Genomic DNA, 13981 nt, shown 5'->3' on the forward strand with positions numbered 1-13981 from the left:
CCGGCCCGTCCCGACAAAGGAGTCATTATGACCACCAAGCCCTCCGCCTTGACCCGGCGCCATTTCCTGGCCGCCGCCACTGGCACGGCGATCCTCGCCACGCTTGCCGCCTGCTCAGGCGGCAAGTCCAAGGACGCGACAGTTAAGGACACCCAAGCGGCCAAGGGTCTGGATATTCAGGGAGTGAACTTCACCTACGACCCCAACACCCTGGTCAACAAGGGCGAGCCCATCACTCTGGACTGGTGGCTGTGGGACGGCGACGCGAAGTTCAAGGCCTTCGCCGACGCCTACCAGAAGATCCACCCCAATGTGCAGATCAATATCGTCAACCAGGTCTGGGACGACTATTGGACCAAGCTGCCTCTCGCCCTCCAGGGTCAGGACGGCCCGGCGATCTTCAACATCCACAACTCCCACCATGACAATCTGCTGCCCTACTGCGAGGCCTACGACGTCGATGTCGAGGCCCTGTCTAAGGACTTCGTCGGCGTCGACGGACACCTCATTGACGGCAAGCTCTACTACATTGACTACGGCCTCATGACCGGCCTGATCTTCTACAACAAGAAGATGTGGAGCGAGGCTGGACTGAGCGACGCAGACATCCCCACCACCTGGGACGAGTTCCGCGAGGTCGCCAAGAAGCTGACCATCCGCGACGGCGATTCCTTCACCCAGGCCGGATTCAATTTCAATGACTCCCTTTACCTCATCCTGCTGGGCAAGCACTACCAGTCGGGATACAACCTTTTCGACGCCTCAGGTAAGAAGGCCCAGCTCGATACTGACGTCGTTGAGAAGGACTTCCAGTACTTCCGAGACCTGTACGAGGTCGACAAGGTCGGCTCCCCCGACTTCGGCCCCGTGGCCCAGGAGGCCTTCGGCCAGGGACTGTCAGCCATGCACTACTCCTGGGGCCACCTGTACGGGACGATGGCCAAGGACTACCCGGAGATCGAGTTCGGCACGTTCCAGACGCCGGTGAACGCTGCCGGGCAGACCCCCTACGCCTTCGACCGCTACAACGGCGAGTCAACCTTCGGGATCAACAAGAACGCTCCCGACGGTGCCCGCGAGGTAGCACAGGACTTCCTCAAGTTCTTCCTCACCGCCAACACAGAGCTGACCGAGCTCTGCCTCAACTACAGCCTCTTCCCCGCCTCCGTAGCGCTGGCAGACAACGCCAAGATCAAGGAGCACCCGGTCACCAGCGCCCTAGGCGAGATCGACCGCTACGTCTGGCCTGGTCCGATGCCCGCCACCGTCGAGGACAACATGAAGATTGCCGTCTCGGACACGCTGTACAACGGAGCAGACCCCAAGACCGCCCTGACCACGGCGAAGACGACCATCGACGCAGACATCGCCAAGACCGAGTTCGTCTCTGTCGAGAAGCTCTACGCCCACGCCGACGAGGCCAAGGGCTGAGACCACCGCGAGGACCACACTGCGAGTGCTGAAGGAGGAACGGCGGCCGTGAGCATCACGCTCACGGCCGCCACCACCCATGACCACTGATGTCACCACAGCCCCGGCGCGCGCCGCCACCAAGCGCTCGGCACGCCGCGCTTACAAGGGCGAGAGGACGCTGAGGCGCAGCGTCGTCGCGCTGATCGTCGTCTTCAACGCCGTCCTGCTGGTCTACCCGATCATCAAGGCTTTCCTCGGCTCCTTCCACCACTGGAACCCTCTCAACGGGACCTATCGGTGCATCGGGATGGAGAACTACGCCGAGCTGGTCCACGACGCCACCTTCTGGACGTCCTTGACCAACACCGTGTTCTTCTCAGTCGTGGTCATCACGCTCAGGGTGGTCCTCGGCCTCGCACTGGCTTACGCGATCTGGTCCAAGGTCACGCGGCACAAGACCCTCTTCCGGGCCATCTTCTACATGCCCACTGTCACCCCCATGGTGGCTATCGCCTACGTGTGGAAGATGATGTACAACCCGCAGATCGGCGTGTTCCACAGTCTACTCGGCATCGACCTGAACTGGCTGTATGACTCCACCTGGGCGCTGCCGGCGGTCATGATCATGACCGTATGGAAGGACTTCGGCTACGCCGTCATCCTCTTCCTCTCGGCCCTTCACTCCCTGCCCGAGGACGCGCTGGAGGCCGCCAGCGTCGACGGAGCTTCGTCCTGGCAGCGTTTCCGGCACATCATTAACCCGCTTCTACGCCCCATGACCATCTTCGTGGTCATCACCTCGCTCATCAGCTACGTCCAGGCCTACGTCCAGATCCTCATCATGACGCAGGGCGGTCCAGGTAAGTCCACCTACCTCATCTCCTACATCATCTTTGACGAGGCCTTCCAGCAATACGACTTCGGTTATGCCTCGGCGATCGCATTCGTCCTTCTTGTCATCACCGCCGCACTGACCGCGCTGTCCTTCACGGTCTCGGCACGTCGTTCGGGAGGCCGAGCATGAGCAAGCGTCTTCAGACCATCGTCCTCGAGGCCATTCTCCTCGTCATTGGCATCACGACCGTTTTCCCGTTCATCTGGATGGTGCTGTCCGCTTTCAAGCCGAATTCCGAGATCCGCGCTCTGGATCAGAGCCTTCTCCCCCAAGAGTGGACCCTCGACAACTTCCTGAGCCTGCAGGACAAGTTCGACTTCATCCGATTCTTCGCCAATTCACTGGGCATCGCGCTCGTTGTCACGGCGCTGACCATCTATACCAGCTGCCTGTGCGGATATGTCCTGGCCAAGTACCGCTTCCGCGGACGCAATGCCATCTTCGGCTTCATCCTGGGCACCATGATGATCCCCTGGGCAGTGACCATCATTCCCCGCTACACCATGTTCGAGGCCTGGGGACTGCGCGACAATTACCTGGCTCTGATCATCCCCGCGGCGATGAGCGGCTTTGGCATCTTCATGCTGCGCCAGTCAATGTCTGACATTCCCGACGCCGTCCTGGAGGCCGCCCGAATCGACGGCGCCAGCGAGATCTACATCTTCCACCGCATCGTCCTGCCGATGAGCCGCAACCCGATCTCGGCGCTGGCCATCTTCCAGTTCCTGTGGGCATGGGAGGACTACCTGTGGCCCTATCTGATGATGGACAGTGAGAAGAAACAGGTGCTCGCGGTGGGGCTGACCACCTTCAACGGCCGCTACGGTACCGACTACGGTGGCCTGTTCGCTGCCACGACCATCTCAGTCATCCCTGTGCTCGTCGTCTACCTCATCTTCCAGAAGCGCTTTATCGCAGGCGCAGCCTCCGCAGCAGTAAAGGGCTGATCATGACCTCTCCCCTGTCCTCCGCTTCTTCCGAGCTCGCCCTCGCACCCGCACGTCCCGAGGCCATCGTCCAGGTTGGTCAGGACACCCGGTTCACCGTCCTCACCGACCGCCTCATCCGCATGGAGCACAGCGCGAGCGGCCAGTTCGTCGATGCCGCTACCCAGCTCGTCGTCTCCCGGGACCTGGGCCCGGTCCCCGACTTCCAGGTCATCCGAGGAACGGACAAGATCGAGATCCTCACCGAGTACCTGCACCTGAGCTACCAGCCCTCCCGGGGCTTCTCCCGCTCCGGCCTCAGCGTCACCCTGCGCACCGCCGTCCTCAACCTCCACGGCGGCACGTGGCACCACGGGGACACCTGGGACCCCGAGGAGACCTTCCCCTCCAACCTCGGCGGCACCTGCCGTACCCTGGACGAGGTCAACGGCCGCGCCCGCCTGAACCCGGGCCTGCTGGCCATGCACGGCTACGCCCTCGTCGACGACTCCGGCTCCCTCCTGCTCCAGGAGGACCAGTGGGTGCGCCCGCGTCCGGGCACGAGCCCGATCGACGGCTCGACGGCGGACGAGGACCTCTACCTCTTCGGCTACGGGCAGGACTACCACGCCGCTCTGCGTGACTTCTTCCGCCTGACCGGCCCAACCCCGCTCGTACCGCGCACACTGCTGGGTAACTGGTGGAGCCGTTACCACAAGTACTCTGAGGAGGAGTACCTCACGCTGCTCGACCGCTTCGAGCACGACCAGCTACCTTTCTCCGTTGCCGTCATCGACATGGACTGGCACTGGGTGAACATCGATCCGGCCATCGGCAACGGCTGGACCGGATACACCTGGAACACAGACCTGTTCCCCGACCCCCAACGCTTCCTCGACGCGCTGCACGCACGCGGCATGGAGGTCACCCTCAACCTGCACCCGGCTGCCGGCATCCGCCGTCACGAGGACGCCTACGCGCCCATGGCCCGCCAGCTCGGCCTGGACCCGGCCAGCGGGGAGGAGATCGCCTTCAACATCGGGGACAAGGACTTCACCGCCGCCTACCTCACCCACGCCCACCACACCCTGGAGGACCAGGGCGTGGACTTCTGGTGGCTGGACTGGCAGCAGGGCGGCGTCACGGACATCCCGGGTCTGGACCCTCTGTGGATGCTCAACCACGTCCACTATCTCGACTCCGGCCGCGAGCGCACCCGCACCACCGCTGACGGCACAGCGGAGACCTACCGACGCCGTCCCATCACCTTCTCGCGCTTTGCTGACGCTTCTAGTCACCGCACTCCGATCGGCTTCTCCGGGGACACCGTCACCACCTGGGACTCATTGCGCTTCCAGCCCGAGTTCACCGCTACCGCCGCCAACATCGGCTACTACTGGTGGTCCAACGACATCGGCGGCCACATGTTCGGTGTCAAGGACTCGGAGATGATGGCCCGCTGGGTCCAGCTGGGCTGCTTCTCACCGATCAATCGCCTGCACTCCACAGACTCGGTCTTCAACTCCAAGGAGCCCTGGCGCTACTCCCGCGACGCCCGCGCCACCATGGAGGCGCACCTGCGCCTGCGTCACCGGCTGGTGCCCTACCTCTACACCTGGGCCCGGCTGGCCCACACCCAGGGCGTGGGTCCGGTGCGCCCGGTCTACCACGACTTCCCGTGCGAGATGGGCGCCTACGTCTCACGCAACGAGTTCCTCTTCGGTGACCTGCTGGTCGTGCCGGTGGTCCACCAGGCCGACGCCGCCACGCACCTGGCGCGTGAGAGCGCCTGGCTGCCGGAGGGCACCTGGTTCGACCTGCCGACCGGCCGACGCTACGAGGCCGGCGCCGGTGGGACGATGACGAGCCTGTCACGCACCCTGGACCAGATTCCGGTGCTCGCCCGCGCGGGCTCCCTGGTCACCGTGGCCGAGGACCTGAGCGAGCCGGCCGGCCAGAACCCGCGCCACCTGGGCGTCATCGTGGTGCCGGGGGCCGACGGCGAGTTCGTCCTGGAGGAGGACGACGCCTCTGCCGAGCCTGGCCAGGACGGCGTGGTGCGCACCCGCTTCGCGCTCACCTGGGACGAGGAGGCCGCCACCGCACGCCTGGAGGTCACCCAGGAGGGGGCCGACTCCGTCGCCCCGGCAGAGCGCGAGCTCACCCTCCACCTGCTCAGCGTGGGCGGCCAGGTCAGCGCGAGCGTGGCTGGCAGGCCCGTGGAGGTCACCGAGCGCGAAGCCGACGGCTTCACGCTGGCCGGGGGCCTGGACGTGCACGTGGGCACGGTGCGGCCGGGCGAGGGCGTCGTCGTCGAGCTTGCTGGTGTCCGCACCGAGCCGGCCTCGCTGGCTGGCGAGGTCTTCGCGATCCTGGAGCCGGCGGAGCTGGAGTACCAGGTCAAGGACCGCGCCTGGCAGATCGTGACCAGCGGGGCGCGTGGAGGCGCCCTGCTCTCGGGCCTGCGTGCCGTGGGGCTGCCGGAGGAGATCCTCACGGCGGTTGCTGAGGTCGCCTGACACAGTCCCATGACCGTCTCACCAGGCAGCCCCACCCTGCCCCGCACCGAGCCCTGTGCCCCTGGCTCCCTGCCCCTGGCCGGCAGGGTCGTCATGGTCACCGGGGTCTCGCGCCGCGCCGGGATCGGCTACGCCATCGCCTGCCGAGCCGCGCAGATGGGGGCGAGCCTGTTCCTGCAGCACTTCTCCCCGCACGACGCCGCCCAGCCCTGGGGCGCCGACGACGTGGCCTGCGTGGTCGAGGCCGTACGTGGCCACCTCGTGGGCCAGGCGCGTCTGGCACACGCCAGCGCCGACCTGGCCGATCCCGCGGCACCGGCGGCGCTGGTCGCTCAGGCCGTCAGTGAGCTGGGCGGGCTTGACGCCCTGGTGTGCAACCACGCCGCCTCCGGCCGCGACGGCACGCTGGCTGAGGTCACGGCCGCCGACCTCGACCACCACTGGCAGGTCAACGCCCGCTCCAGCCTCCTGCTGGTCCAGGCCCTGGCCGAGCACCAGCGGGGCGCGGGCAGCGGGCGGCCCCTGCCCGGCCCGCCCGGGCGCTCCCATCCGCTGGCCGGGCCGGACCTGGCGGAGGACCAGCCGGCACCGCGCCCGCAGCTGGCCACGGCCGTCGTCCTCATGACCTCAGGCCAGGGCGAAGGTCCGATGCCGAGCGAGATCGCCTACGCCACCTCCAAGGCGGCCCTGGCGGGTATCACGCCCTCGCTGGCAGCGGGGCTGGCGGAGGACGGGATCCGGCTCAACACGGTCAACCCCGGCCCCGTCGACACCGGCTACATGAGCCCCGAGCTCATCGCCGCGCTCACGCCCCGCTTCCCCGGCGGTCGGATGCCGGACCCGGTGGATCCGGCGCGGCTCATCACCTGGCTGCTGACCGACGACGCCGCCTGGGTCACCGGGCAGGTCATCGCCACCGAGGGCGGTTTCCGCCGCTCGTAGCCGCCCTTATCCTCGCGGCGCCGGCCCTGTGGTCCCCCGGTCAATGAGGGTGGCGGGCATGGACACGTGCTCATCCAGCCCCGGCTCCTTGATCAGGCGCACCAGCATGTCCCCGGCGCTGCGGCCCATCTCGTAGGCGTCAACGTCCGAGGCTGAGGCCAGCAGCTGGCCGGTGCCACCCGAGACGAGCGAGCCCATGGACATGGCGGACAGGTCGCGCGGGACCTCCAGCCCCAGCGCCTGCGCGGCAGCCAGGATGCCGGAGAGCACCGCGGGGTTGTTGCTCAGCACCGCGGTGCATCCCTCGACCAGGCCCGTGGGCCCCACCAGCTGGCCGCCGAAGATGACGTTGTCCGGCAGCGCGCGGTAGACGCCGGTCAGTCCTACGCGCACCGCGACCGAGCGCACAGCCTCGTGCTGGACCTGGTAGGCGCGTGCGGTCTCGATGTCCGGGCTGCGGGTGACCATGAGCACGCGCTCGTGCCCGAGGGCGGCCAGGTGCCGCATGGCCAGCTCCGCCATCTGGTCAAAGTCGGCGTCGATCGACGGCACTCCGCCGGGGCGTCCTGAGGTGCCGATGAGCACGGTGGGCACGCCCTCCTGGAGGAGGAAGGCCTCGCGCTCGTCGTCGATCGCCACGTCCATGAGGATGGCCGAGTCGATGGAGCGCGAGCGGATGAGGTCGTGGAGGTTGTCCTGAGGGCGCGAGCGCAGGCCCATCGGCACCACGACCTGGATGCCGGCGCCCTCCACGCCCGCGCGCACGCCGTCGATGTAGAGCAGGTCCCCCACCTCCACCGACTCCCGCTCCATGCGCAGCAGCACCCCCACGCTGCGCACCGAGCGCGAGGCGAGGAAGGAGGCCAGGAGGTTGGGCTGGTACCCGAGCTCCTCGATGGCCTGGCGTACGCGCTCACGGGTGGCCTGACTGGTCGAGCGCTGGCCGGTGAGCACGTAGGTGACGGTCGACGGCGAGACCCCAGCGCGGCGGGCGACATCAGCGCGGGTGGCTGCCATGTCTCCTCCTTGCTGGTCCTGGTGCGTGTCCGATGATCCTACGGCCGGTGCGGGCGGGTGCCTCCGGCTGGGGCAGACCCGCCCGCACCGCAAGCCGCTCTAGGACTTCAGGCCGCCGGCTGCCAGGCCGGCCACGATGCGGCGCTGGAAGAGCAGCACCATGATGACCAGCGGCAGGGTCATCACCACACCAGCGGCCATCTGCGAGCCGAAGGGCGTGTTGAACTGCGAGGCTCCGGTGAACTTGCTCAGCAGCACGGTGGCGGGCTGCATCTGCGGGTCATTGATCATCGTCACGGCCACGAGGAACTCGTTCCAGGCACCGATGAAGATGATGATCGCGGTGGTGAAGATGCCGGGGGCGGCCAGGGGCAGGATGATCTTGCGGAAGGCCTGTCCGGGTGTGCATCCGTCCACCATGGCGGACTGCTCCAGCTCCTGGGGCATCTGGCGGAAGAAGCTGGTCAGGTTCCACACGGCCAGCGGCAGGGAGAAGGACAGGTCCGGGATGATCATCGCCTGGTAGGTGTTGATCCAGCCCCAGTCGGAGAAGTTCTTCAGCAGGGGCACGATGATGGCTACCAGCGGGAACATCGAGGTGGCCAGGACCACCAGCAGCAGGAAGCCCTTGCCGCGGAAGTCCAGGCGCGCCAGCGCGTAGGAGGCGAAGGTCGCGATCGCCAGGGCGACGATCGTGACCACCACCGAGACGATGAGGGAGTTGACCAGGCCCTGGGCGAAGTTGTTCTTGGCCCCGAAGACGGCCTCGTAGTTCTCCAGCGAGGGGTGGGCCGGCCACCAGGAGTTGTCAAAGATCTCGGTGTCCGGGCGCAGCGAGGACACGAGCATCCAGTAGAAGGGCGCCAGGCAGTAGATGACGATAAGGACGATCCCGAAGGTCGAGGCCACCTGTCCCCAGGAGGCTCGCTTGGACGGCCGCTCGATGACGCGGCGCGCGGTAGCGGTTGCGGTGCTCATGCCCGGTTCTCCTTCCCGGCAGCCTCGGTGACGACTCCGGAGGCGGGCTTGGTCCCGCGCCGCCAGCCAGGCAGGAAGACGGAGGCGGACAGGCGCCCGCCCTTCCTGCGCTTCTTCTCGACGCTGGCGCCCAGGTCGGCGCGGGTGATCTTGACGAAGGCGAAGGCGAAGATGAAGACGTAGAGGAAGAGGATGAGCGCGTAGGCCGCTGCCGAGCCGTAGCGCAGGTTGGAGGCCTCGTCCTGGACGAGCATGGAGATGGTCTCCACGCTCGCCTTGCGCGGACCGATGAGGATGTAGGGAAGGTCGAACATGCGCAGGGCGTCCAGGGTCCTGAAGAGCACCGCGACCACGAGGGCAGGCTTGACCAGGGGCAAGGTGATGCGGGTAAAGCGTCTCCAGGCGTTGGCGCCGTCGATCTTGGCCGCCTCGTAGACCTCGTCCGGGATGACCTGCAGGCCAGCCAGGGTCAGCAGGCCGATGTAGGGGGCTGTCTTCCACACGTCGGCGATGATGATCGCCATCTTGGCGCTGAGGTCTCCTGAGGCCCACATGATGTGCTCGCCCAGGATCGCGTTGGCCACGCCGTTCTGGTTGAAGATCCAGCCCCACAGGATGCCGGAGACGGCCGTGGGGATGGCCCAGGGCACAAGGATGGCGGCGCGCACGAAGCCGCGTCCGCGCATGGCCTTATGCATGATGAGGGCCATGGACACCCCGAGCACGGTCTCCGCCACAACGGTGACCACGCCGAACAGGGTCGTGTTCCAGGCCGCGTTCCAGAAGCGCTCGCCGGCGTCGGAGAAGATGGCCGTGTAGTTCTCCAGCCCGATAAAGGGCTCGACGTCGGAGACGAAGCCGGTCTCCGGGTCCAGGCCGGCTTTGCCGAACAGTGACTGGTACAGGGACTGGAAGACGGGGATGATGATGACGATCATCAGGACGATGACCGTCGGGGTCATAAGGATCCAGGCGAGCCGGGACTGGGCCCGGGTCATCTTGGAGCGCCGACCGACCGAGGCGGGCGCGTACTTCGTTGTACTCATGGGTGTCCTTCGATAGCAGCGTGCGGACATGACGCGCCGGGGCCCGCGCCGCCTCGGGCGCGGGCTGCCCGGCGCGCGAGGTGAGGGTCAGGCCCTCACGTGAGCCAGGTCTGAGGTGGGCAGGGGTGGCTGGGCCGTCCACACGGGGCGGCCCAGCCACAGTGCTCAGCCCTCGATCGCTGCCTTGAGCGAGGTCTCCAGGGCAGCAATGGCCTCCTCGGCAGTGCTCTCCTGCTTGATGGCCGGGTAGAACGCGTCCTGGATCGCGGCGGTCACGTCTCCGTAGGCCACGGCCTTGGGGCGGCCCTTGGCGGCGTCGAGGGACTCACGCAGCGTGGGCAGGTAGGGGAACTTCGCCAGCATCTCGGAGTCCTCGTACAGGGAGGCCGTGATCGGGGCCAGTGTCTGGGTCTCCAGGGCGTACTTCTCGGACTCGGCGGAGGTGAACCACTTGACGAACTTCAGTGCCGTCGCCTTGTTCTTGGAGAAGGCGGAGATGCCGCAGTTGTGGCCGCCCAGGGTGGGCACGAAGGTGTTGCCGGACAGGCTCGGCAGCGCGGTGACGCCGAACTTCTCCTCGCCCAGGGCCTCCAGGTTGTTGGCGTACTGGTAGGGCCACTGACGGTAGAAGAGCAGGTTGCCGGCCTCGAAGGCGTTGCGGCCGTCCTCCTCCTTCCACTCCAGGGCCTCGGTGGGGATGTAGCCGTTCTTGAAGCCGTCCATGAGGAACTGCAGGCCCTCGATCGCCTCCGGGGAGTTGATCGTCACGGCACCGGAGTCGTCCACGAAGGAGCCACCGAAGGTGTTGATGAACTCGCTGGCGCAGCAGGTCAGGCCCTCGTACTTGGCGAACTGGCCGCCGAAGCCGCCGATGTTCTCGTGGCCGGCCACCTTGCGCACGGCGTCGATCGCGGCGGTGACCTCCTCCCAGGTCGTGGGAACCTCGACCCCGGCCTCAGCCAGGAAGTCCTTGCGGTAGTACATGATCGAGGAGTCGGTGGCGAAGGGCATGGCGTAGAGCTTGTCCATGTACAGGCCCGTGTTCCACACCGACTCGATGATGTCGGGGGCAGTCAGCTCGTCCTTGGGCAGCTCGACGATCCACTGGTTGGCGGCGAACTCGGCCACCCACACGTTGTCCACAGAGATGACGTCGTAGGCGTCGGACTTGGTCTGGGCGTTGTTGATGAAGGACTGGCGCTGCTGGTCCGCCTCGGCACTCAGCTCGATGAGGGTGACCTGCTCGTCAGGGTTCTCCTCGTTCCACTGGTCGATGCGCTTTTGGACCATGCCGCCGGAGTTGTCCTTGCCCTGGACCCAGGTGATCGGGCCGGTGCCCTCGAAGGTGCCCGAGGACGCGGCCGAGCCCGAGGAGCTGGAGCCCTTGTCCTTGGAACCGCAGGCGGCCGCCGCGGCAAGAGCCGCCGCTACGGCAGAACCCTGGATAAACCGGCGACGGGGAAGTGAGGTGGCCATGAGTCTTTCCTCCTTGAATGACGGCGCCGCAGGGCTGCCTCGGTGCATCCCTACCGCAATCGACGCGCGTCGACTCGCGTGACCACAGTAACCCCGAGCAGCACGGGTGTCAGAGATATGAGTCACCTTGTCACCATTTTGTTATCGACCAGGTGGTCATGCTCTCGCCCCTTGACGGCCCGCGTCAGCCCTGACGCTGACACAATGAGGAGGTTGCGACGAGGAGCACGATGAGCACGACACCCACCCCACCCCACCGCCCGGATGACCCCGCCGCCGAGGTCATGACATTCCGCCCCGACGCCCGGTTCTGGCTCGTCTACGCCTGCCTCATGACCGTGCAGTTCCTGGGCGCGCTCTACCACACCGTCGTCGCCACCGCCCTGCCCACCGTCATCGGCGAGCTGGGCGGGGTAGCGCACATGTCCTGGGCCATCACGGCCTACACCCTGGGCCAGACCCTGGCCATGCCCATCAACGGCAAGGTCGGCGACCTCGTGGGCCGCAAGCAGCTCTACCTGCTGGCCATCGCCCTGTTCGTAGGCGGGTCAGCGCTGTGCGGAGCCGCCCCGGACATGATGACCTTCACCATCTTCCGCTTTGTCCAGGGCCTGGGTGGCGGTGGGCTCATGATCTGCTCCCAGGCCATCACCGGTGACCTCATCCCGCCACGCGTGCGAGGCAAGTACATGGCCCCCATGGGCGCGATGTTCGGCATCGCCGCGATCCTGGGCCCCCTCCTGGGCGGTTGGCTCACCGACTGGCTGGGATGGCGAAGCATCTTCTGGTTCTTCCTGCCCTTTGGCCTGTTCGCGTGGATCGCCGTCGCCATCGCGCTGAAGATGCCGCGCCACCGCGTCCCGCTGGACATTGACTGGGCAGGACTGGCTCTGACCAGCGTGGGTGCCACCGGCATCGTGCTGCTGGCTACCTGGGGAGGCACCACCTACGCCTGGAACCACCCGCTCATCCTCGCGCTGCTCGTGGTCACCCTGGCGTGCTGGGCGGCCCTGGTTCCGGTGGAGAAGCGGGCAGCCAACCCCCTGATCCCGCTGCAGATCCTGACCAACCACACCTTCGTCGTCGCCACGGTCGTGGCCGTGCTCATGTGCGCCTGCATGTTCGGTATGAACGGCTACCTGCCCACCTACGTCCAGATGGTTCACGGCGTGTCCCCCACCACCTCCGGGCTCGTCCTCGTCCCTGGCGCGGTCGCGATGTTCCTGGGGTCGGTGACCTCCGGCTGGCTGGTCTCGCGCACCGGCCGCTACAAGGTCTACCCCGTGCTCGGCTCGCTCCTGGCTGCCTGCGGCATGGCTGTGCTCGGCCTCATCCCCTCTGACGCTGCCGTGTGGTGGTTCGGGGTCGGTGTGTTCATCCTGCAGCTGGGGGTAGGGATGTTCCTGCAGCTGTCCGTCCTCATCATCCAGAACGCCCTGCCGGCCAAGATGCTGGGCACAGCCACCTCAACCAACAACTTCTTCCGTGAGATCGGCGTGAGCGTGGGGAACACCGTGGTGGGCGTGCTCTTCACCTCTCGGCTCACGGCCAGCCTGCTGGCCCTGGGCTTCTCCTCCGACGACGCCGCCTCGATCACCCCAGCCACCATCTCCGCCCTGACGCCCCACACGCAGGCGGACGTGGCCGAGGCCTATCAGGAGGCGCTCGGCCCGGTCCTGCTGGGCCTGGCACCCGTGCTCGTGGTCGCAGCCGTGGTCGCGCTGGCCTTCCGGCCTGTTCCTCTGTCCGTCAAGACCGGCCTGGAGCAGGTGGCTGCCGAGGAGGCGCGCGAGGAAGCCGCAGGCGGGCAGGACCCTCTGCGCGAGGAGGACTGAGACCGCGTCTGCGTCCCAGCCCGCGGCCCGATCACGGGGCCACGGCGAGCGCCGGGGCAAGGGCGCGGGCGGCAGGGCCGGAGTTCCTGTCACCTCCTCCCGCTAGGCTCGTTCCATGAGCACTCACCTCTAGGGTGACGACGCCGTCACCTCCCCCACCTGCGCGCCCGCCCCCGCGGACGCGCCGCCACAGCCGGCACCGCTTTCGCCGGCCAACGGCGTCCAGAGCGCCGAGCGCTTCGGCGAGGCCTCGGACTTCTTCGCCGGGGACTCTCGCTCCAACCGCGAGCGCATGCTGGCCGGGGACTGGTACGTGGCGGATGATCCGGACTCCGCGCGCATCGCCGCCCACGCCCGGCGCGAGCTCTACCTCTACGAACGCGCCTTCTTCATGGGGGACCCGGGCGCGATCGAGCACCTGCGCTCGGCCGTCCCGCAGCTGGGGAAGGACTCGATCCTGCTGCCCCCGGTCCGTGTGGACTACGGCGACCGACTCTTTGTTGGTGAAGGCACCTTCGCCAACTACGGGCTCACGGCGCTGGACGTGGCTGAGATCCGCATCGGCGCCCACTGCCAGATCGGTCCGAACGTCCAGCTGCTCACCCCGGTCCACCCGCTGGAGCCCACTCCGCGGCGCGTGGGGCTGGAGTCAGCCGACCCGATCACCATCGAGGACAACGTGTGGTTGGGTGGCGGCGTCATCGTGTGCCCTGGAGTGCGTATCGGTGAGGGCTGCGTCGTGGGAGCCGGCAGCTTGGTCACCAAGGACCTGCCGCCCTACAGCCTGACGGTGGGGTCCCCCGCACGCGTCATCCGTACCCTGGACGACTCCACCTTCGCACCCCGTCACTAGGACCGCCTCCGCAGGCTTCCCCGGACGCCTGTGAGGGCGGCGCCTCCCCCGTTACTTAACCGATATAGTTCCGCCCGTGTC

Annotated in this window: 11 protein-coding genes; 7 read left to right on the forward strand and 4 right to left on the reverse strand. The window is 67.0% G+C overall.

The genetic code is table 11. The features are described from left to right. Positions 1 to 27 precede the first annotated feature (27 nt). From CYJ26_RS02840 to CYJ26_RS02860, 5 genes are all read left to right on the forward strand, one after another. Positions 28 to 1431 (forward strand): ABC transporter substrate-binding protein, encoded by a 1404-nt coding sequence (locus CYJ26_RS02840; RefSeq protein ID WP_101637915.1) that lies wholly within the window; start codon positions 28 to 30, stop codon positions 1429 to 1431. A gap of 79 nt (positions 1432 to 1510) precedes the next feature. Beyond that, positions 1511 to 2437, forward strand: a complete 927-nt coding sequence (locus CYJ26_RS02845; RefSeq protein WP_180950834.1) for a carbohydrate ABC transporter permease — start codon at positions 1511 to 1513, stop codon at positions 2435 to 2437. Beyond that, a complete protein-coding gene (locus tag CYJ26_RS02850) occupies positions 2434 to 3255 on the forward strand; it encodes a carbohydrate ABC transporter permease (RefSeq protein ID WP_101637916.1) in 822 nt (273 codons plus the stop codon). The genes CYJ26_RS02845 and CYJ26_RS02850 overlap by 4 nt, the downstream gene beginning before the upstream one ends. 2 nt (positions 3256 to 3257) lie before the next feature. Further along, positions 3258 to 5753: a TIM-barrel domain-containing protein gene (locus CYJ26_RS02855; RefSeq protein ID WP_101637917.1), complete on the forward strand. Its 2496-nt coding sequence runs from the start codon at positions 3258 to 3260 to the stop codon at positions 5751 to 5753. Positions 5754 to 5762: 9 nt separating this feature from the next. Beyond that, positions 5763 to 6695: an SDR family oxidoreductase gene (locus CYJ26_RS02860; protein ID WP_052039846.1), complete on the forward strand. Its 933-nt coding sequence runs from the start codon at positions 5763 to 5765 to the stop codon at positions 6693 to 6695. Positions 6696 to 6701: 6 nt separating this feature from the next. On the opposite strand, the gene CYJ26_RS02865 is transcribed toward CYJ26_RS02860, so the two are convergent. The 4 genes from CYJ26_RS02865 to CYJ26_RS02880 form a co-directional block, all read right to left on the reverse strand. Further along, entirely contained in the window at positions 6702 to 7712 is a 1011-nt protein-coding gene (locus CYJ26_RS02865; protein WP_006549178.1) for a LacI family DNA-binding transcriptional regulator, read from the reverse strand. 99 nt (positions 7713 to 7811) lie between these two features. Continuing rightward, positions 7812 to 8690 carry a carbohydrate ABC transporter permease gene (locus CYJ26_RS02870; RefSeq protein WP_006549177.1) on the reverse strand — a complete coding sequence of 293 codons (879 nt, stop codon included), beginning with the start codon at positions 8688 to 8690 and terminating at the stop codon, positions 7812 to 7814. Beyond that, complete coding sequence (locus tag CYJ26_RS02875; protein ID WP_006549176.1) at positions 8687 to 9736, reverse strand: carbohydrate ABC transporter permease; 1050 nt, start codon at positions 9734 to 9736, stop codon at positions 8687 to 8689. The genes CYJ26_RS02870 and CYJ26_RS02875 overlap by 4 nt, the downstream gene beginning before the upstream one ends. A 165-nt stretch (positions 9737 to 9901) precedes the next feature. Further along, the gene (locus CYJ26_RS02880) at positions 9902 to 11212 is read right to left on the reverse strand and encodes an ABC transporter substrate-binding protein (protein ID WP_006549175.1); all 1311 of its coding nucleotides are present in this window, start codon (positions 11210 to 11212) and stop codon (positions 9902 to 9904) included. A 230-nt stretch (positions 11213 to 11442) separates the two neighbouring features. On the opposite strand from CYJ26_RS02880, the gene CYJ26_RS02885 reads away from it, so the two are divergent. Continuing rightward, a complete protein-coding gene (locus CYJ26_RS02885; RefSeq protein ID WP_006549174.1) occupies positions 11443 to 13047 on the forward strand; it encodes an MDR family MFS transporter in 1605 nt (534 codons plus the stop codon). A gap of 292 nt (positions 13048 to 13339) precedes the next feature. Further along, positions 13340 to 13900 (forward strand): sugar O-acetyltransferase, encoded by a 561-nt coding sequence (locus CYJ26_RS02890; RefSeq protein ID WP_006549173.1) that lies wholly within the window; start codon positions 13340 to 13342, stop codon positions 13898 to 13900. Positions 13901 to 13981 lie beyond the last annotated feature (81 nt).

It is taken from the genome of Actinomyces urogenitalis, from assembly GCF_002861525.1.
GTDB lineage: Bacteria > Actinomycetota > Actinomycetes > Actinomycetales > Actinomycetaceae > Actinomyces > Actinomyces urogenitalis.